At 72.8% G+C, this 19,132-nt stretch carries 14 protein-coding genes and 1 pseudogene; 8 read left to right on the top strand and 7 right to left on the bottom strand.

All coding sequences use genetic code 11. The features are described 5' to 3' along the window. The first annotated feature begins 15 nt into the window (after window positions 1-15). From AB0H12_RS03050 to AB0H12_RS03030, 5 genes and pseudogenes are all read left to right on the top strand, one after another. Window positions 16-1,514: pseudogene (locus tag AB0H12_RS03050) on the top strand (acyclic terpene utilization AtuA family protein). Further along, on the top strand, window positions 1,511-2,665 hold the full coding sequence (locus tag AB0H12_RS03045) for an acyl-CoA dehydrogenase family protein (RefSeq protein ID WP_499620384.1): 1,155 nt from the start codon (window positions 1,511-1,513) through the stop codon (window positions 2,663-2,665). Before AB0H12_RS03050 ends, AB0H12_RS03045 begins: the two are co-directional and overlap by 4 nt. Beyond that, the gene (locus tag AB0H12_RS03040) at window positions 2,662-4,257 is read left to right on the top strand and encodes an acyl-CoA carboxylase subunit beta (RefSeq protein WP_499620383.1); all 1,596 of its coding nucleotides are present in this window, start codon (window positions 2,662-2,664) and stop codon (window positions 4,255-4,257) included. Before AB0H12_RS03045 ends, AB0H12_RS03040 begins: the two co-directional genes overlap by 4 nt. 420 nt (window positions 4,258-4,677) lie before the next feature. Next, window positions 4,678-6,582, top strand: coding sequence for an acetyl/propionyl/methylcrotonyl-CoA carboxylase subunit alpha (locus AB0H12_RS03035; protein ID WP_499620382.1), 1,905 nt, complete (start codon window positions 4,678-4,680; stop codon window positions 6,580-6,582). A 2-nt stretch (window positions 6,583-6,584) separates the two neighbouring features. Further along, window positions 6,585-7,742, top strand: coding sequence for an acyl-CoA dehydrogenase family protein (locus tag AB0H12_RS03030; protein ID WP_499620807.1), 1,158 nt, complete (start codon window positions 6,585-6,587; stop codon window positions 7,740-7,742). 1 nt (window position 7,743) lies between these two features. Here AB0H12_RS03030 and AB0H12_RS03025 read toward each other — a convergent pair whose 3' ends face one another. Further along, window positions 7,744-8,706 carry a hypothetical protein gene (locus tag AB0H12_RS03025; protein WP_499620380.1) on the bottom strand — a complete coding sequence of 321 codons (963 nt, stop codon included), beginning with the start codon at window positions 8,704-8,706 and terminating at the stop codon, window positions 7,744-7,746. 790 nt (window positions 8,707-9,496) lie between these two features. Between AB0H12_RS03025 and AB0H12_RS03020 the strand changes: the two genes are divergently transcribed. After that, the gene (locus AB0H12_RS03020; RefSeq protein ID WP_499620379.1) at window positions 9,497-10,621 is read left to right on the top strand and encodes a S8 family peptidase; all 1,125 of its coding nucleotides are present in this window, start codon (window positions 9,497-9,499) and stop codon (window positions 10,619-10,621) included. A gap of 33 nt (window positions 10,622-10,654) precedes the next feature. Further along, window positions 10,655-11,779: a S8 family peptidase gene (locus AB0H12_RS03015; RefSeq protein ID WP_499620377.1), complete on the top strand. Its 1,125-nt coding sequence runs from the start codon at window positions 10,655-10,657 to the stop codon at window positions 11,777-11,779. A gap of 1 nt (window position 11,780) precedes the next feature. On the opposite strand, the gene AB0H12_RS03010 is transcribed toward AB0H12_RS03015, so the two are convergent. After that, the gene (locus AB0H12_RS03010; protein ID WP_499620376.1) at window positions 11,781-12,236 is read right to left on the bottom strand and encodes a GNAT family N-acetyltransferase; all 456 of its coding nucleotides are present in this window, start codon (window positions 12,234-12,236) and stop codon (window positions 11,781-11,783) included. 232 nt (window positions 12,237-12,468) lie between these two features. Here AB0H12_RS03010 and AB0H12_RS03005 point away from each other — a divergent pair, with 232 nt between their 5' ends. Continuing rightward, entirely contained in the window at window positions 12,469-13,656 is a 1,188-nt protein-coding gene (locus tag AB0H12_RS03005) for a S8 family peptidase (protein ID WP_499620375.1), read from the top strand. Window positions 13,657-13,829: 173 nt separating this feature from the next. On the opposite strand, the gene AB0H12_RS03000 is transcribed toward AB0H12_RS03005, so the two are convergent. From AB0H12_RS03000 to dprE1, 5 genes are read right to left on the bottom strand one after another with little or no spacing between them, the layout of a single operon-like run. Further along, window positions 13,830-14,762 (bottom strand): decaprenyl-phosphate phosphoribosyltransferase, encoded by a 933-nt coding sequence (locus tag AB0H12_RS03000; protein ID WP_499620374.1) that lies wholly within the window; start codon window positions 14,760-14,762, stop codon window positions 13,830-13,832. Further along, the gene (locus tag AB0H12_RS02995; protein ID WP_499620372.1) at window positions 14,759-15,274 is read right to left on the bottom strand and encodes a phosphatase PAP2 family protein; all 516 of its coding nucleotides are present in this window, start codon (window positions 15,272-15,274) and stop codon (window positions 14,759-14,761) included. The genes AB0H12_RS03000 and AB0H12_RS02995 overlap by 4 nt, the downstream gene beginning before the upstream one ends. Window positions 15,275-15,321: 47 nt before the next feature. Continuing rightward, window positions 15,322-17,019: a hypothetical protein gene (locus AB0H12_RS02990; protein ID WP_499620370.1), complete on the bottom strand. Its 1,698-nt coding sequence runs from the start codon at window positions 17,017-17,019 to the stop codon at window positions 15,322-15,324. Next, window positions 17,016-17,771 carry a decaprenylphospho-beta-D-erythro-pentofuranosid-2-ulose 2-reductase gene (gene dprE2, locus AB0H12_RS02985; protein WP_499620369.1) on the bottom strand — a complete coding sequence of 252 codons (756 nt, stop codon included), beginning with the start codon at window positions 17,769-17,771 and terminating at the stop codon, window positions 17,016-17,018. Before dprE2 ends, AB0H12_RS02990 begins: the two co-directional genes overlap by 4 nt. Beyond that, window positions 17,768-19,111 carry a decaprenylphosphoryl-beta-D-ribose oxidase gene (dprE1, locus tag AB0H12_RS02980; protein WP_499620368.1) on the bottom strand — a complete coding sequence of 448 codons (1,344 nt, stop codon included), beginning with the start codon at window positions 19,109-19,111 and terminating at the stop codon, window positions 17,768-17,770. The genes dprE2 and dprE1 overlap by 4 nt, the downstream gene beginning before the upstream one ends. Between the last annotated feature and the right edge of the window lie 21 nt (window positions 19,112-19,132).

Below are 19,132 nucleotides of genomic sequence, written 5' to 3'. Positions count from 1 at the left end.
TCCGCCGTCCGCGAGATGCTCACCGGCGGCGAGCTGGACGTGCTGACCGGCGACTACCTGGCCGAGCTGACCATGCTCATCCTGGGCCGCGACCGGGTGAAGGACGCCAACCTCGGCTACGCCCGCACGTTCCTGCGCCAGCTGGAGGAGAACCTGGCCGACGCGCTCGCCCGCGGCGTCAAGATCGTCGCCAACGCGGGCGGGGTGAACCCGGAAGGCCTGGCCGAGGCGATCGACCGGCTCGGGCTCGGCGCGAAGGTCGCCCACGTGACCGGTGACGACGTGCGCGAGCGGTTCCCGGAGGCGTTGACCGCCAACGCCTACCTCGGCGCGTGGGGCATCGCCGAGTGCTTGAGGGCCGGAGCGGACGTGGTGGTCACCGGTCGGGTCACCGACGCGTCGCTGGTCGTCGGGCCGGCCGCCGCGCACTTCGGCTGGGGCCGGGAGGACTTCGACGCGCTGGCGGGCGCGACGGTCGCCGGTCACGTGCTGGAGTGCGGCGCGCAGGCCACCGGCGGCAACTACTCGTTCTTCACGTCGATCGACGCGACCAGGCCCGGTTTCCCGATCGCGGAGATCGAGGCGGACGGCTCGTCGGTCATCACCAAGCACGACGGCACGGGCGGCGCGGTCACCGTGGACACCGTCACCGCGCAGCTGCTCTACGAGATCGGGCCGCCCGCCTACGTCGGACCGGACGTGGTCAGCCACTTCGACACGATCCGGCTCGACCCGCACGAGCGGGGCGTGCGGATCTCCGGGGTGAGGGGTTCCGCGCCGCCGGACGCGCTCAAGGTCTGCCTCACCACGCTGGGCGGGTTCCGCAACTCGACCACGTTCGTGCTGACCGGGTTGGACGTCGAGGCCAAGGCGGACCTCGTGCGGCGGCAGGTGGAGGCGGCGATCGGGCCGGGGGAGCTGACGTGGACGTTGGCGCGGACCGATCACGTCGACGCGGACACCGAGGAGACGGCGAGCGCGCTGCTGCACGTGACCGTCAAGACGGCGGATCCCAAGCGGGCCAAGGCGTTCTCGCGTGCGGGTGTCGAGCTGGCGCTGGCGTCGTACCCCGGCTTCCACGTCACGGCGCCACCCGGTGACGGCACGCCGTTCGGCGTCTACCGGGCCGCGTACGTGCCGCGGTCGTCGGTGCCGCACCGGGCCGTGCTGCCGGGTGGGGAGGTGGTCGAGGTATGAGGGTTCCGCTGGGTGTGATCGCGGGAGCGCGCTCGGGCGACAAGGGAGGTGACGCCAACCTCGGCGTGTGGGTGCGAACGGACGCGCAGTACGAGTGGTTGCGCGCGGAGCTGACCGTCGAGCGGCTGAAGGAGCTGCTGCCGGAGGCGGGCGAGGTCGACCGGCACGAGCTGCCGAACCTGCGGGCGCTGAACTTCGTGCTGCACGGCCTGCTCGGCGAGGGCGTCGCGTCGTCCACCCGCTTCGACCCGCAGGCGAAGGCGTTGGGGGAGTGGCTGCGCTCCCGGCACGTCGACATCCCGGAGGCGCTGCTGTGACCGCCACCTCGGACCTGTTCGCCACGCCCGAGCGGCGTGACCTGCGCGCGGTGGTGCGGAAGTTCACCGAGCAGGAGGTCGTGCCGCACCTGGCGGACTGGGAGCGCGCCGGTGAGCTGCCCCGGTCGTTGCACCGCAGGGCGGCGGAGATCGGGTTGCTCGGGATCGGGTTCCCGGAGGCGGTCGGCGGCGCGGGCGACCTGCTGGACACCGTGGTGGTCACCGAGGAACTGATCCAGGCCGGTGGGTCGTCCGGGCTCGTCGCGGGGTTGCTCACGCACGGCATCGCGTTGCCGCACATCGTGGATTCGGGCGATGAGGGGCTGATCGACCGCTTTGTGCGGCCGACGTTGGCGGGTGAGCTGATCGGGTCGCTCGCCATCACCGAACCGGGTGGTGGTTCGGACGTGGCGGCGCTGCGCACCACGGCACGTCGTGACGGCGACTCCTACGTGGTGAACGGGACGAAGACGTTCATCACTTCGGGTGACCGGGCGGATTTCGTGACGACGGCGGTGCGGACGGGTGGACCCGGGCACCAGGGCGTGAGCCTGCTGGTGATCGAGAAGGGCACGCCCGGGTTCGCGGTGGACCGCCGGCTGGAGAAGATGGGCTGGCACTGCTCGGACACCGCCGAGCTGTCCTTCGTGGACGCGAGGGTGCCGGTGGCGAACCTGGTCGGCGCCGAGGACGCCGGTTTCGCGCTGATCATGCGGCAGTTCCAGGTGGAGCGGATCTCGTTGGCCGTGCAGGCGTACGCGACGGCCCAGCGTTGCCTGGACCTGGCGTTGGCGTACACGCGGCAGCGCGAGACGTTCGGCAAGCCGCTCATCGCGCGCCAGGTGATCCGCCACCGGCTGGTGGAGATGGCGCAGCGCATCGACCTCGTCCGCACGTACACGCGCGAGGTGGCGGTGAAGGTGCTGGCCGGCGAGGAGGCCGTGGCGCAGGTGTGCTTCGCGAAGAACGCGGCCGTGGAGGCGTGTTCGTTCGTCGTGGACGCGGCGGTGCAGATGCACGGTGGCGCTGGTTATCTCCGCGTCATGGAGGTCGAGCGACACTACAGGGACGCGCGGGTCCTCGGCATCGGGGGCGGCGCGACCGAGGTGATGGCGGAGCTGGCGGCACGGCGATTGGGGTACACGGCATGACTGCGTTGCGCACGGCGGTGGACCGCCGGTCCTCGGGGTACGCCGAGAACCGGGAGGCGTTGCTGGCCAGGCTCGCCGAGCTGGACGCCGAGCAGGCCAAGGCGCTCGCGGGCGGTGGGCCGAAGTACACCGAGCGGCACCACAAGCGCGGCAAGCTGTTGGCACGGGAGCGGATCGAGCTGCTGGTCGACCGGGACAGCCCGTTCCTGGAGCTGTCGCCGTTGGCCGCGTGGGGCACCGACTACCCGGTGGGCGCGAGCGTGGTCACGGGGATCGGGGTGGTCGAGGGCGTCGAGTGCGTGATCGTGGCCAACGACCCGACCGTGCGGGGCGGTGCGAGCAACCCGTGGACGTTGCGGAAGACGTTCCGGGCCAACGACATCGCGGCGCAGAACCGGCTGCCGCTGATCGGGCTGGTCGAGTCCGGCGGCGCGGACCTGCCGAGCCAGAGCGAGATCTTCATCCCGGGCGGCCGGGCGTTCCGGGACCTCACCCGGTTGTCGGCGGCGGGCGTCCCGACGATCAGCGCGGTGTTCGGCAACGCGACCGCCGGCGGGGCGTACGTGCCCGGCATGTCGGACTACGTGGTGATGATCGAGGAACGCTCGAAGGTGTTCCTCGGCGGGCCGCCGCTGGTGAAGATGGCCACGGGCGAGGAGTCCGACGACGAGTCGCTCGGTGGCGCGCGGATGCACGGCACGACGTCCGGGCTGGCCGACTTCGTGGCCGCGGACGAGGTGGACGCGCTGCGGCTCACCCGGCGTGTGGTGGCCAGGCTGAACTGGCGCAAGCTCGGTCCCGCGCCCCGGGCCGCCGAGCCGCCGCTGCACGACGAGGAGGACTTGCTCGGGCTGGTGCCGACGGACCTGCGCGTGCCGTTCGACCCGCGTGAGGTGATCGCCCGGATCGTGGACGGGTCGCGGTTCGACGAGTTCAAGCCCGACTACGGCGACAGTCTCGTGACGGGGTGGGCCGACCTGCACGGGTACCCGATCGGGGTGCTGGCGAACGCGCGGGGGGTGCTGTTCAGCGAAGAGGCGCAGAAGGCCGCGCAGTTCATCCAGTTGGCGAACGCGAGCGACACGCCGTTGCTGTTCCTGCAGAACACGACCGGGTACATGGTCGGCGCGCAGTACGAGCAGGGCGGGATCATCAAGCACGGCGCGATGATGATCAACGCCGTGTCGAACAGCCGCGTGCCCCACCTGACCGTGGTGATGGGCGCGTCGTACGGCGCCGGCAACTACGGCATGTGCGGTCGGGCGTACGACCCGAGGTTCTTGTTCACCTGGCCGAACGCCAAGTCGGCCGTGATGGGTCCGAAGCAGTTGGCCGGCGTGCTGTCGATCGTGGCCCGCCAGGCCGCCGCGGCGAAGGGCCAGGACTACGACGAGGAGCACGACGCGGCCATGCGGCAGATGGTGGAGGGGCAGATCGAGCAGCAGTCCCTGGCCGCCTTCCTGTCCGGCCGCCTCTACGACGACGGCGTGATCGACCCCCGCGACACCCGCACCGTGCTGGGCCTGTGCCTGTCGGCGATCCACAGCGGACCGGTCAAGGGCGCGGACCGCTACGGCGTCTTCCGGATGTGAGGGCCGCATGAACCGCGAACCGAGGCCACCGACCGCTTCGGGACGGAACGGCTTCGCACCGTGGTCCGGCGGGCCGCGCCACCACCGGACCGGCCGGGGCTCGGGGGCGCGTCGTTCGCCGGTGCCGGAGGTGTCGCGGGGGCACGGGTGGGGTCCGCCGCGTCCCGCACCCGGCCGGCCGCGGTGGTGCGAGCGGGTTTTTGGACGGGGCGGAGTCCGCCGGGTCGGGCACTTGGCCGGCTGCGGTGTCGGCGAGGAGCGGGTGCCGGGCGTTGCGCGCGGCCGGGGTGTGGTGCGCGGCGACGTCTTGCGTGCGACCGGAGTGTCGGGCGCGGGCGGGGTGTCGGGCGTGAACTTGATCATGGGCGTGAACAGGGTGTTGCCGGTGGGGTGGCGTCGTCCACCCGGGATGGGGTCGTGATGATCCGCAAGCTGTTGATCGCCAACCGGGGTGAGATCGCACGTCGGGTGATCCGCACCTGTCGCGAGGTCGGTGTGTCGCCGGTGGCCGTGTTCTCCGACCCCGACGAGGGCTCGCCGCACGTGCGCGAGGCCGACGCGGCGGTCCGGTTGCCCGGCGCCGGCCCCGCCGACACCTACCTGCGCGGTGACGTGGTGGTGGCCGCCGCCCTCGCCGCCGGCGCGGACGCGGTGCACCCCGGCTACGGCTTCCTGTCCGAGAACGCGTCCTTCGCGCGCGCCGTCCTCGCCGCCGGGCTGACGTGGGTCGGGCCGGACCCCGAGGTCATCGACGCGATGGGGTCGAAGGTCGCGGCCAAGAAGAGGCTGGCGGCGGCGGGCGTCCCGGTGTTGCCGGAGCTGGACCCCGAGTCCGCCGCCGAGTTCCCCTTGCTGGTCAAGGCTTCCGCCGGTGGTGGCGGGCGGGGGATGCGGGTGGTGCGGTCCGCGTCCGAGCTGGCCGAGCAGGTGGCCGCGGCCCGCCGCGAGGCCGAGTCGGCGTTCGGCGACGGCACCGTCTTCTGCGAACCCCTGCTGGAGCACGCGCGGCACGTCGAGGTGCAGGTCCTCGCCGACGCGCACGGCACGGTGTGGGCGTTGGGGGAGCGCGAGTGCTCCATCCAGCGCCGCCACCAGAAGATCATCGAGGAGACGCCGAGCCCGGCCGTGACACCGGAGGCCCGCGGTCGGCTGTTCGACGCCGCGACCAAGGCCGCCGAGGCCATCGGGTACGTCGGCGCGGGCACCGTGGAGTTCCTCTACACCGACGACGGCTCGTTCCACTTCCTCGAGGTCAACACCCGCCTCCAGGTGGAGCACCCCGTCACCGAGGAGGTGTTCGGCCTCGACCTGGTCGCCTGGCAGCTCGCCATCGCCGAAGGTGCCCGCCTCCCCGCCGAACCGCCGGCCCCGAACGGCCACGCCGTCGAAGCCCGCCTGTACGCCGAGGACCCCGCGCACGACTGGCGACCCGCGAGCGGCACCCTGCACCGGTTCGCCGTGCCGGACGGCGTGCGCGTGGACAGCGGCGTGGAGGACGGCAGCGAGGTGGGCGTGCACTACGACCCCATGCTGGCCAAGGTGATCGCCTGGGCGCCGACCCGGCCGGCGGCGATCCGCAAGCTGGCCGCCGCCCTCGACCGGGCCGAGCTGCACGGCCTCGTCACCAACCGGGACCTGCTGGTCCGCACGCTGCGGCACCCGGCGTTCGGCGTGGGCGACACCCACACCGGATTCCTGGACCAGCACGGCCTCACCACCCCCGAACCGGTCGACGTCCGGCCCGCCGCGCTGGCCGCCGCCCTCGCGCTCGCCGAACGCAGGCGCACCGGCGCCCTCCCGCTGGGCTGGCGCAACCTCGCGTCCCAACCGCAGCGCGCCGTGTTCGAGCACGGCGACGAGGCGGTCGAGATCGACTACCGGCACACCCGCGCGGGCGTGGAGACGAGCCTGGACCTGGCGGTCGTCACGGCCGCGCCGGACGCGGTGACGTTCGAGCGCGACGGGGTGCGCACGACGTACCCGGTCGCGGTGTACGGGGACCGCGTCGAGGTGGGCCCGGTGTCGTTGACGCTGCGGCCCCGGTTCCCCGAGCCGCGGGCCACGCTCGCCGAGGGCGCGACCGTCGCGCCGATGCCCGGCACGGTGGTGCGGGTCTCGGTCGAGTCGGGGCAACGGGTCGAGGCCGGTGCGGAGCTGCTCGTGCTGGAAGCGATGAAGATGGAGCACCGCGTGCTCGCCACCACCGGCGGCGCGGTCGCGGAAGTGCTCGTGCGGGCGGGGCAGCAGGTCGACGCGGGCGACGTGCTCGCGGTGGTGGCCGATGGGCCGCGCCCCGAGTCGACCGGAGGGACAGGCGGATCATGACGATCAACTTCACCGAGAGCGAGGAGCGGCAGGCGCTGCGCAGGGCCGTCGCCGACCTCGCCCGCAAGTACGGCAACGAGTACTTCACCGCCAAGGCGAAGGCCGGTGAGAAGACCGACGAGCTGTGGGCCGAGGCGGGCGAGCTCGGCTACCTCGGCGTGGCCGTGCCCGAGGAGTACGGCGGCGGTGGCGGCGGCATCGGCGACCTGGCCGCCGTGTGCGAGGAGCTGGCCAGAGCGGGCTGCCCGCTGCTGCTGACCGTCGTGTCGCCCGCCATCTGCGCCACGATCATCGCCCGCTTCGGCACCGCCGAGCAGAAGCGGCGGTGGCTGCCCGGGTTCGCCGACGGCACCACCAAGATGGCCTTCGCCATCACCGAGTCCGACGCGGGCTCCAACTCGCACAAGCTCGCCACCGCCGTCCGCCGCGACGGCGACGAGTGGGTCCTCGCGGGCGGCAAGTCGTTCATCTCCGGCGTCGACGAGGTCGAGGCGGTGATGGTCGTCGCCAGGCACGTCGACGCCACCGGCCAGCGGCTGCTCCCCTCCTTGATGATCGTGCCGACGAACGCGCCCGGCTTCACCTACCAGCACATCCCGATGGAGGTGCTGTCGCCCGAGAAGCAGTTCACCTGCTTCTTCGACGACGTGCGCCTGCCGCTGGACGCGCTGGTCGGCTCGGAGGACGCGGGGTTGACCCAGCTGTTCGCCGGGCTCAACCCGGAGCGGATCATGGCGGCGTCCTTCGCCACCGGCATGGCCCGCCGCGCACTCGACCAGGCGAGTGAGTACGCCCGCACCAGAACGGTCTGGGACACGCCGATCGGCGCGCACCAGGGCATCGCGCACCCGTTGGCGCAGTGCGCGATCCAGGTCGAGCTGGCGAGGCTGATGACCCAGAAGGCCGCGGCTCTCTACGACGCTGGGGAGGACCGGGCTGCTGGTGAGGCGGCCAACATGGCCAAGTACGCGGCGGGGGAGGCGGTGGCGGGGGCGGTGGACCAGGCCATCCAGGTCCACGGCGGCAACGGGCTGTCGACCGAGTACGGACTCGGCGCCATGCTGGCCGCGTCCCGGTTGTCCCGCATCGCCCCGGTCAGCCGGGAGATGATCCTGAACTTCGTGGCGCAGCACACGCTGAGGTTGCCGCGCTCCTACTGAGTCAGGTCCATTCCCAGCGCAGGCCGACTACGCCGGGGCCGAAGTCCAGCGCGACCGCGTACGCGTAGCCCCACGTGTCCACCGGGGTCTCGCGCACGTCGGCGGGTTCTTCACCGGTCAAACCGGTCGTGAATTGTTCACAACGCGCGGGTCGGCACCGTGAGTCGTACCGGACCTCCAGGACGTACTCGCGAACGGGGTGGCGGAAGCGCCGCGAGTGGGTGTTGTCGAACGTGGGGTGGTGCGGCGCCACGTGGATCAGCTCGTACTCGACGGCCGTCCGCTCACCCCGGCGCAGCGGGCGGTCGAGCAGCAGTTCCGCGACCATCAGACCGTTGCGCGGGTCGGCGGAAACCCGCCCCAGCCTGCACGAGCGCAGGGTGCCGATGACCGGCAGCGGGTCGCCGGGCAGCCGGGTGTCGTAGCCGAGCAGCACGCGGTCGACGCCGGAGCGCTCGGCGCGCAGCACCTGCCGCGACCGGACCCGGCGGGTGCTGCCGTCCATCGCGAGCTCCACCTGATCGCGCAGGCTGAGCCGGGTGAGGTCCTGGTCGGTGCTGGTGTCGATGTCGGCCAGCAGTTCCGCGATGGTCGCGTAGTCGCTCTCGCCGACCCAGCCCTCCGGGCCGGACACGCGGGAACGGGGTCGGGCCTTGCCGCGTGGCCGCGGTGGTCCGAGCAGCGAGCTCAACCCGCCCGCGCCGACGTCCAGGATCTCCTCCAGGTGGCTGACGGCGGTGAGCGAGTCCGGTCGTTCCGGCCGCCTGCGGCCGGACTGCCAGTAGCTCAGCGCGGCGATGCTGACCGCCACGCCACGCGCCCGCAGCTTGTGCTGGATGCGTTCCAGGCTGAGCCCTTTGGCGCGGATCGCCGCACGCAATGCGTCCGCGAAGGGGTCGACCCCCGCATCGATCCGTCGGGGATCGCGCGTCCGCGATTCCGGTCCGACGACTGGCGTAGGCATCTTCGCTCCGTTCTCCCAAGGACAAGGCGAGCGACGTTATCGTGCGAAATCGCCGGGGCGGTACAGCCGATCGGGTTTCCCGCGCTGAATTTGACCGAATCGGACCCGCAAATCCGGTCGGCTGTGGAATCTTTGAATTCTCATTAACAGCGTGGCCCGACCGGGGTGTGAAGATCCCGGCTACCGCGATCGCCGCACCGCGCTCGGTCATTCGGTCCCGTCCCGGTGCGCGGCACGGCCCACGGCCTCGCGCACGTGGCGTGATGCACGGCACACTCCACCCGGTCGCGGGCTTCGACGCCGGTCGCAATCCGGTGCCGGCGACCGTTCAACGACCGAGAACGGAACCCCTATGCCGAAGCTCACGTTGACCGCCGGGGCAATACTCGTGGCGCCGGTGTTCCCGCTGGTGGCAGACCTCGGGCGGGCCGTCGGGGGTGTCATCCGCCCGGTCCGTGCCGCGGATCGCGGTTCCAGCGGTTACATACTCACCCCGGAGAACTTCTCCGTGTTGGCCGCGGACACGCCGGCCTCTCGTTTCGTTCGAGCCGTCGGCCGTATTTTCTCCACAGCGTTGAATCGCTTCTCAATCACGTTGTCCGAGCGCGCCGCACGTGCATCTCCGCCGTAGTGCGGTCCCCTCCGGGTTGACATCGCGCCGACCTCGGTGGTGGTTCCCCGAACCGACTCCCGCGCGGACGCCCACCGCCGGCGCGGAGTTCGGCACACTGGCAAGCCCCGCGCGTGATCCGCGCCGGGAAGACCCCCTTACCCTGCAAAGGAAAGCCCTATGCGAAAGCTCTTACCGGGCGTCGCCGTGGCCGCCTTGACCGTCACCCTGCTCGCCGCGCCCGCCCACGCCGAGGGCGCGGTCCTGCACGCCGGCTCGCCCACGGCGGTGCCCGGCAGCTACATCGTCAAGCTCGAGGACCTCGCGACGGCCGACGCCGTGACGAGCCGGCTGCGCGGGCGGGTGACCCGCGAGTACCCCGCGTTCGGCGGCTTCGCCGCCTCGCTCACCCCGGCGCAGGCCCGACGGCTCGCCGCCGACCCGGCGGTGGCCTACGTCGAGCAGGACCAGGTCGTGCGGGCGCACACCACCCAGACCAACGCGCCGTGGGGCCTGGACCGGATCGACCAGACCGCCCTGCCGCTGAACACGACCTACGGCTACACCTCCACCGGCGCGGGCGTCACCGCGTACGTGATCGACACCGGCATCCGGGTCACGCACGTCGAGTTCGGCGGCCGGGCCGCGCACGGCCACGACGTCGTGGACAACGACTCCGTCGCCCAGGACGACAACGGCCACGGCACGCACGTCGCGGGCGTCATCGCCGGCCGCACGTACGGCGCGGCCAAGGGCGCGCGGGTGGTGGGCGTGCGCGTGCTCAACGGCCAGGGCAGCGGCACCATCGCCGGCGTCATCGCCGGCGTGGACTGGGTGCGGCTGAACGCCGGCCGTCCCGCCGTGGCGAACTTCAGCCTGGGCGGCGGCGCGTCCACCGCGCTGGACGACGCGGTGCGCCGGCTGATCGCCGCGGGCATCACCGCGTCCGTCACCGCGGGCGGCAGCAACACCGGCGTCGGCAACACCTCGCCCGCCAGGGTCGTCGAGGCGCTCACGTCGGGCGCCCACACGCAGACCGACGCCAGGGCGCCGTTCTCGAACTACGGCCCCGGCGTGGACCTGTACGCGGCCGGCGTCGGCATCACGTCGGCGTGGCACACCGGCGACACCGCAACCAACACGCTCAGCGGCACGTCCATGGCGACCGGGTTCGTCACCGGCGTCGCCGCCCGGTTCCTCCACCTCCACCCCGACGCCCTCCCCGCCCAGGTGCACACCGAGCTGACCCGCCCGGGACCGGTGTCGTGGGGCGGCCGGCTCCTGCACTTCTCGCCCACGAGGTAGCAGCCCACCCCCTCACCCTGCGAAGGACCCGCCATGCGCACACTGCTGTCCGGCCTGGGCGTCGCCGCCCTCGCCGCCGTCACCCTCACCGCGCCGGCACACGCCGAAGGCTCCGTGCTGCACGCCGGCTCGGCCACCGCCGTGCCCGGCAGCTACATCGTCAAGCTCAAGGACGTCGCCGCCGCCGGCGCGGTCGCCGCCCGGCTCGACGGCCAGGTCACCCGCGAGTTCCCGTCGCTGCACGGCTTCGCCGCGACGTTGACCGCGAAGCAGGCCCGACGGCTCGCCGCCGACCCGGCGGTCGAGTACGTCGAGCAGGACCAGGTCGTGCGGGCGCACACCACCCAGACCAACGCGCCGTTCGGCCTCGACCGGATCGACCAGCGCGCGCTGCCCGTCAACGGCACGTACAGCTACACGTCGACCGGGCTGCGCACCCGCGCGTACGTGATCGACACGGGCATCCGGGCCACGCACACCGAGATCGCGGGCCGCACGTGCCCGGGCTACGACGCGGTCGACAACGACACCGTGCCGCAGGACGACAACGGTCACGGCACGGCCGTCGCGTCCCTCATCGCGGGCCGCGTGAACGGCGTCGCGAAGCAAGCCCTGGTGTGCGGCGTCCGGGTGCTCAACGGCACCGGCGGCGGCACGACCGCGGGCGTGATCGCCGGCATCGACTGGGTGGCGCGCAACCACGTCAAGCCCGCCACGGCCAACCTCAGCCTGGGCGGCGGCGCGTCCACCGCGCTGGACGACGCGGTGCGCCGGCTGATCGCCGCGGGCGTCACGGCGTCCGTCACGGCGGGCGGCAGCGCCTCCGACGCGGCCAACTACTCGCCCGCCCGCGTCCGGGAGGCGCTCACGTCCGGCGCGGCCACCAGGACCGACACCCGGGCCACGTTCTCCAACTACGGCGCGGTGGTCGACGTCTACGCGTACGGCATGAACATCACCGTGGCGTGGCACACCGGCGACACCGCCACGAACACGCTCAGCGGCACGTCGTTGTCCACGGCGTACGTCACCGGCGTGACGCTGCGGTTCCTCCAGCTCAACCCGACCGCCACGCCCGCGCAGGTGCACTCGGCGGTCGTCTCCGAGGCGACGCCGCTGTCGTGGGGCCGGCTGCTGTACTGGTCGCCGAGCCGGTGACCTACTGCTCGGCCAGGTGAGCCGACGGGGCGAGTTCGTGGCGCATCACGAGCTCGCCGCCGTCCACCTCGCCGGTGTCGGTGAAGCCGAACGCCGCGTACAGGCCGCGGGCCACCGCGTTGCCGGGCACCACGCTCAGCACCAGCTCGGTGCGGCCCTCGGAGCGCGCCACCTCGGCGATCGCGGCCAGGCCCTTCCGGCCGAGGCCACGGCCCTGCGCACGTCGGTCGATCATGAACCGGACGATGTGCAGCGCCTCGGGCCGGTCGCGTTCGAGGAGGGTGAAGCCGACGAGCTCCTCTCCGCTGAACAGCGCAAGAGGTTGCAACTTCGGGCGGTGGATCCAGGCGTCCGCGATCGACTTGAGGTTCGTCGCGACGAACGCCCGCTGCTCCTCATGGACCTCCAGGCCGATGACGGCCCGGTAGTTGTCCTCGGTGACCGGTTCCAGACGCATGTCCGGACGGTAGCGCCGCCGTCACGCGACCGCGCCCGGATTATGGGAACACGCAGGTCAGATCGTTTATTGACGCTGAGCGCTCAACTGGCAAATGTTCACACTTCCGAGTTAACGCCTCGGTTGCCTACGGTGATGACTGTCAGCGAGGGCAAGGTGGCCCAACGTCACCCCCGAGCCCTGCACAGCTCCTCGGGGTGGGTTGGGGTCACCGTCGAAGAACGGAATCCGCATGCGACAGTCACGACAGGTCCGGTTCCTGGCCGGGGTCGGGGTCACGGCGCTCGCCGTCACCGCGTCCTCCCTGTTGGCCGCCCCGGCCCAGGCAGCCGAGGGCGAGATCCGCGCCGCCGACGCCGTGAACAAGGTCCAGAACCACTTCATCGTCAAGCTCAAGGACGGCTCGGCCGCGTCCGCCGAGAGCCTGGCGAACCAGTACGGCGGCCAGGTCGACACCGTCTACCGCAGCGCGCTGAACGGCTTCGCCGTGTCGCTGCCCGAGCAGGCAGCCAAGCGGCTCGCGGCCAACCCGGCCGTCGAGTACGTCGAGCAGGACCAGGTCTTCACCATCCAGGCGACGCAGACCAACCCGCCGTCGTGGGGCCTCAACCGCGTCGACCAGCGCAACCTGCCGCTGGACACGTCGTACAGCTACACCTCGACCGGCTCCGGCGTGAACGTCTACGTCATCGACACCGGTCTCCGGATCACGCACAGCACGTTCGGCGGTCGTGCGCGCAACGGCCGTGACGCGGTCGACAACGACAACGTCGCGCAGGACGGCAACGGCCACGGCACGCACGTCGCGGGCACCATCGCGGGCAGCCAGTACGGCGTCGCCAAGGGCGCCACGGTCTACGGCGTGCGCGTGCTGAACAACGCCGGCAGCGGCACCCTCGCCGACGTGATCGAGGGCATCGACTGGGTGACCGCGAACCACGTCAAGCCGGCCGTGGCGAACATGAGCCTCGGCGGCGGCGTCTCCACCACGATCGACGCGGCCGTGCGCCGCTCGGTCGCCGCCGGCGTCACCTACGCCGTCGCGGCGGGCAACAGCAACGCCAACGCGTCCAACTACTCCCCGGCCCGCGTGACCGAGGCCATCACGGTGGGCGCGACCACGAACACCGACGCCCGCGCCAGCTACTCGAACTACGGTTCGGTGCTGGACATCTTCGCGCCGGGCTCGTCGATCACCTCGGCGTGGCACACCAGCGACACGGCCACCAACACCATCAGCGGCACCTCGATGGCGACCCCGCACGTCGCCGGCGCGGCGGCCCGCTACCTGCAGGGCGCCCGCACGGCGACCCCGGCCCAGGTGTCGAGCTACCTGGTCGGCCAGTCGACCGCGAGCAAGGTGACCAACCCGGGCAGCGGTTCCCCGAACCGCTTGCTCTACCTGGCGCCCACCGCCTGATCTCCGCACCGCGCGCGAACCGGGGCCGTCCCTGCCGGGGCGGCCCCGTCGCACGTCCTGACCTGCGCGTTCAAGGTTTGCTCACCGTTCGTTCAGCGCCGTCTGCGCATAGTGGTGTCGCGGCGGCCCACGGCGCCCGGTAGGTGGGGACGCAGGGGGGAGGGCCGCCGCTTTCACACGTGGATCGACAGCGCGAGCGACACCACCCAGCAGACGCCGATCACCTGGAGCACGTGGTCGCGCAGGGCGATGCGCTCGGGCTCTCCCGCGCCGCCGTCGTCCACGTCGACCGCGTACCGCAGCACGGCCACCACGAACGGCACGATCGACAGCATCGCCCAGCCGGCGTCGTAGTCGGCGCGCTCGCGCATCTCGAACGCCCACAGCGCGTAGGCCAGGATCATGATCGCGGCGGCGGTGGCCCAGACGAACCGCAGGTAGCTGGCCGAGTAGCGGCGCAGCGACGCGCGGATCTCCGCGCCCGTCCGCTCGTAGAGCACGATCTCGGCGTACCGCTTGCCCGCCACCATGAACAGCGAGCCGAACGCCGTCACCAGCAGGAACCACTGCGACAGCGGGATGCCGGCCGCGATGCCGCCCGCGATGGCGCGCAGCAGGAAACCCGACGCGACGATGCACAGGTCGATCACCGGCTGGTGCTTCCACCCGAGGCAGTAGCCCAGTTGCGCGGCGCAGTAGACGCCGATCACCACGGCCAGCGGCGGACCGGAGACCAGGGAGACGCCGACGGCCGCGACGAACAGCGCCGCCGCCGCGGCGCACGCCGTGCGCGCCGAGACCACGCCCGCCGCGATCGGGCGGTGCCGCTTGGTCGGGTGCGCGCGGTCGGCCTCCGCGTCGATCGCGTCGTTGACGAGGTACACCGCGGAGGCGGCGAGGCAGAACGCGACCAGGGCCAGCCCGGTGTCCAGCAGCACCGCCGGCTCGCCCAGCCGGTTCGCGGCGAACGGCGCGGCCACCACGAGGAAGTTCTTCACCCACTGGTGCGGCCGGACCGCGCGGACGAGGCCGGTGATCACGCCGGTGCGCCGCTCGCCGGTGCCACGCGTTTCGCTGGTGCCGCTCATCTCGCTGGTGTCGCTCACCTCGCCGCTCCGTCCGGCTTGCGGTCCAGCTTGCGGCGGACCAACCGCCCGAGCACCGCGCCCAACGCCGCGCCCGCCGCCACGTCGGTGGGGTAGTGCACGCCGAGCACCAGCCGGGACACCACCATCGGCGGCACGAGCACCGGTTCCAGCCGTCGACCGGTGAGCCGCGAGAACAGCACCGCGGCGGCGGCGGTCGACACGGCGTGCGCGGACGGGAAGCTGAGCCTGCTGGGCGTGCCGGCCAGCACGGCGACGGACTCGTCGTCCGGCCGCTGCCGCCGGACCACGCGCTTGACCACGATGGCGACCGCGTGCGACCCGGCGACCCCGGCGGTCGCGACCAACCAGTCCCGTCGCCGCGCCCGGTCCGCGGCCGCGCCCGCGAGTCCCAGCGCCAACCACCCGGCGCCGTGCTCACCGAACCACGACAACCCGCGCGCCGACGCCACCACCAGCCGGTGGTCGAGCGCTCCCTGCACCTGGCTCAGGACGGTGATCTCGGCAGACATGGCGGCCCTCCGGCGATCGTTGGCGGGGTGTGCGGTGGTGTCGGCGGTCATCCCGGCACTTGCCCGGGGCGGAGGGTGGGGCCGCAGTGGCCCCGTGGCGCGGCGAGCCGCACGCCTTCGGCACGGGCCAGGTCGATCCGGAGGTAGTCGCGCAGCTCCGCCAGCCGCGCCGCGTCGGGGACGGCGTCCCGGCGCACCCAGTCGTGCGCGACCGGTCCGGACGAGAGCACGTGGTAGTCCGCCGCCAACCTGGGGTCGTCCGCGATGCCGGTGAGCCGCGACCACTCGCCGTGCGAGTGGATGAACGTCGGCTTCACCCGGTCGAACACGTAGTCCCGAACACCGGCCACGTCCCGCGCGGCCCACAGGTCCGCCAGCCTCGGCTCGGCCAACCCGACCAGGTCGACCACCTCCAGCCTCGACGCCAGCGCGGTGCCGCCGATGTCCGGCAGCACCAAGGTGGGGCGCGAGGCGCCGAGCACGTCCGCCAGGCCGTTGAACCCGCGCCCGAACGTCTCGGCCACCAGGCACATCGGCACCGTCGGGGCGGCGCGGAACTCCTGCGCCGCCGCGGTGAACCGGGCCGCCGACGGCAGGAGCGCGACGGCCAGGGCCGCCGACAACACCGCACGCCGCCGTGCCGTCCCTCGCCCCAGCACCCGCGCCACGGCGAACACCGCGACCAACGCGCCCAGCACCCACACGGGCGTGGCGAACCGCAGCTGCCCCATCCAGTCCTGCTCCAGCACGGCGAACGCGATCAACGAAAGCCCGAACGGCGCCAGCAGCGCGACCAGCCCCGACCCCAGCCGGGAACCCCGCGCCAGCGCCAGCCCCACGCACAGCGCCACCACCAGCACGGCGAGCGCGCCGGCGTACTGCACCACCTCGCCGACCCGCGTGAACCCCGCGAGGGTGGGCGGGCCCTGGCTCTTCGCCGTCGCGGGCAGCGCCAGCCACCGACCGAACTCCACCCGCCGCCACGCCACGTAGCCGCCGAACGGCACCAGGAACACCGCCGCGGACAACGCCACCGACCGCACCGCCGCCGCCAACCCGGCCCGACGCGACGTCAGCAGCACCAGCAGCGGGTACGCCCCGGCGTAGATCAAGCCGTCCGGCCGGGTCAACGCCGCCAGCGCGACCAGCGCGCCGACCACCGCCGCCACCCGCCCGGACAACAGCCGGTCGTCCAGCACCGCCGTGCACAGCACCACCGCGAGCCAGCACGTCGCCAGCGCGTACAGCGGGTTCTCCAACCCGGAGAACACCCAGACCACGAACGACGGCACGGCCGCCAGCACCGCGCCGAACGCCACCGTCACCAGCCCCGGCCGGTGGAACAGCCGGCGCGCGGCCGTGTGGCACGCCAGCAGCACGCCCGCGCAGCACAGCACCGCGAGGGCCTTGGGGAACAGCACGTAGTCCGGCACGCCGAAGATCGCGCCCCGGTCGAACAACCCGGCCAACCGGCCCAGCGCCAGCAGCGCCAACCACGCCGGATTCGAGTACGCCTCCGTCGGCTCCGCGCCCGGCTGCAGCACCGAACCCGCGCCGTCGGTGACCGTGCGCGCGTACGCGAACGTGATCGCCGCGTCGTCGATCAGCCAGTGGCCGTAGAGCGCGCCGTGCGCGGTGATCAACGCCGTGCCGACCGCCACCGGCAGGACCCACCGCGCGCGTCGCGCGGGTCGCGGGGCGGGCGCGGGACCGGTGACGCGCTCGGGCGCGGTCGTCGCGGTCACGTCGGCAACCGCCGGAACACGGCGCGGGGCAGGTGCCGCAGCGCCGACATCACCAGCCGCAGCGGCGCGGGCGCCCACACCAGCTCGCGCCGGTCGCGGACCGCGTTCACGACCACCTCGGCCACCTGGTCCGCGGTGCTCGACAACGGCGGCGGTCGCAGGCCGTCGGTCATCCGGGTGTGCACGAACCCCGGCCGCACCACGGTGACGGTGACGCCGTGCGGGCGCAGCGCCTCGCCCAGGCCCTGGTAGAACGCGTCCATCCCGGCCTTGGCCGACCCGTAGGCGAAGTTCGACCGCCGCACCCGCTCGCCCGCCACGGAGGACAGCGCGACGATCACGCCGTGCCCCTGCGCGCGCAGCCGTTCGGCGAGCCCGACCCCGACCGACACCGCGCCGGTGTAGTTGACCTCGGCCAGCTCGACCGCCGCCTGGTGGTCCTGCCAGGCGCGCTCGGCGTCGCCCAGCACCCCGAACGCCACCAGCGCCACGTCGACCCCGCCGTCGGCGAAGGCCTTGTCCAGCACGGCGGGGTGGCTGCCGACGTCACGCGCGTCGAAGTCCACCGCCGTCACCGGCACGCCCGCCGCCGCCAGCTCCGCCACCGCCGCGTCACGGCGGGGGGAGGGCCGGGCGGCGAGGACCACGCGCGGCTTGCGGGCGGCGGTGTAGCGCCGGACCACCGCCAGCGCGATCTCGGACGTGCCGCCCAGCACGAGCAGGCTCTGCGGATTGCCCACCGCGTCGATCACAGGTTCAACCTCCTGGACATGTCGGACGCGAAAACGCCGTCCGGGTCGACCGAGGCGCGCACCGCGCGCCACTCTTCGAATCGGGGGTAGCCGCGGCGGACGGCCTCGGCCGTGGTCCGGGACTCCTTGGCCAGGTAGTGCCGCCCGCCCGCGTCGAGCACGAGTGCGTCCAGCTCGTCGCACAGCTCGGCGAGGCCGGGCCGGATCGGCAGGTCCACGCACAACGTCCAGCCCGGCGCGGGGAACGACAGCGGCGCGCGGCTGCCCGGCCCGAACCGCTTGAGCACGTTCAACGCCGACACGTGGCCGGACGAGGCGATCCGCGCCACCACCCGCCGGATCACGTCGACCGCGGCGAACGGCACCACGAACTGGTACTGCAGGAACCCGCGCGGGCCGTAGCCCCGGTTCCACTCGCCGATCACGTCGAGCGGGTGCAGGAACTCCGTGATGTTCTGCACCTGCCCGGACCGCGTGGGCGACTTGCGGTACCAGAGCTCGCTGAACGCCCGGCCGGTCGCCCGGTTGAGCAGCCCGGACGGCAGCAGGTCCGGCACGGTGAACAGCCGGGGCGCGTCGAACGCCAGCGGGTCGCGCCGCAGCTTCCGGGGCAGGTCGTCGAGCCGGGCGTGGTTCGCCCTGGTCAGCACACCCCGGCCCAGCCGCGCTCCGGTGGCCGTGGCGTCGAACCACGACACCGACTCGGCGTACCGGTCGTCGTCGGCGGACTGCCGGGCCAGCAGGTCGTCCAGGTCGTCCGCCCGCTCGGTGTCCACCACGAAGTAGGACGTCTCCACCGGGACGACGTGCAGCGTCGCGCGCAGCACCACACCGGTCAGGCCCATGCCGCCGACGGTCGCCCAGAACAACGCCGAGCCCTCGCCGTCGGGGGTGAGCGTGCGGACCGAGCCGTCCGCGGTGAGCAGGTCCAGCGACCGCACGTGGTCGCCGAAGCTGCCCACGACGTGGTGCCCCTTGCCGTGCACGTCGGCGGCGATCGCGCCGCCCACGGTGACCTGGCGCGTGCCGGGCAGCACCGGCGGCCACAGCCCGAACGGCAGCAGCGCCCGCATCAGGGCGTCCAGCGAAACACCCGCCTCCACGTCGACCAGGCCGTCGTCGACCGAGACCCGGCGAATGCGGTCGAATCGGGTCATGTCCAGCACGACGCCACCCGCGTTCTGCGCCGGATCGCCGTAACTGCGGCCGAGGCCACGGGGGATCACACCCCGTTCGCGGGATTCTTTCACGATATTCGCGACGGCCTCGAAATCGCGCGGTGAAACGACCCGCGCGACCGTCGGCGCGGTGCGACCCCAACCGGAGAGCCTGACTAGCATCGGCGCAGACTAGCGGTCACT

It is taken from the genome of Actinosynnema sp. NPDC023794 (assembly GCF_040639675.1).
Classification (GTDB): Bacteria; Actinomycetota; Actinomycetes; order Mycobacteriales; family Pseudonocardiaceae; genus Actinosynnema; species Actinosynnema luteola.
Note: the sequence above shows the minus strand (reverse complement) of the source record. Positions and strands in the feature narration are given on the sequence as shown.

Excerpts from the sequence above, each read along its gene's own strand:
- AB0H12_RS03025 (WP_499620380.1), bottom strand. The coding sequence starts at position 8,706 with ATGCCTACGCCAGTCGTCGGACCGGAATCGCGGACGCGCGATCCCCGA.
- dprE1 (WP_499620368.1), bottom strand. The coding sequence starts at position 19,111 with ATGCTAGTCAGGCTCTCCGGTTGGGGTCGCACCGCGCCGACGGTCGCG.
- AB0H12_RS03035 (WP_499620382.1), top strand. The coding sequence starts at position 4,678 with ATGATCCGCAAGCTGTTGATCGCCAACCGGGGTGAGATCGCACGTCGG.
- AB0H12_RS03015 (WP_499620377.1), top strand. The coding sequence starts at position 10,655 with ATGCGCACACTGCTGTCCGGCCTGGGCGTCGCCGCCCTCGCCGCCGTC.
- AB0H12_RS03020 (WP_499620379.1), top strand. The coding sequence starts at position 9,497 with ATGCGAAAGCTCTTACCGGGCGTCGCCGTGGCCGCCTTGACCGTCACC.
- AB0H12_RS03040 (WP_499620383.1), top strand. The coding sequence starts at position 2,662 with ATGACTGCGTTGCGCACGGCGGTGGACCGCCGGTCCTCGGGGTACGCC.
- AB0H12_RS03005 (WP_499620375.1), top strand. The coding sequence starts at position 12,469 with ATGCGACAGTCACGACAGGTCCGGTTCCTGGCCGGGGTCGGGGTCACG.
- AB0H12_RS03010 (WP_499620376.1), bottom strand. The coding sequence starts at position 12,236 with ATGCGTCTGGAACCGGTCACCGAGGACAACTACCGGGCCGTCATCGGC.
- AB0H12_RS02995 (WP_499620372.1), bottom strand. The coding sequence starts at position 15,274 with ATGTCTGCCGAGATCACCGTCCTGAGCCAGGTGCAGGGAGCGCTCGAC.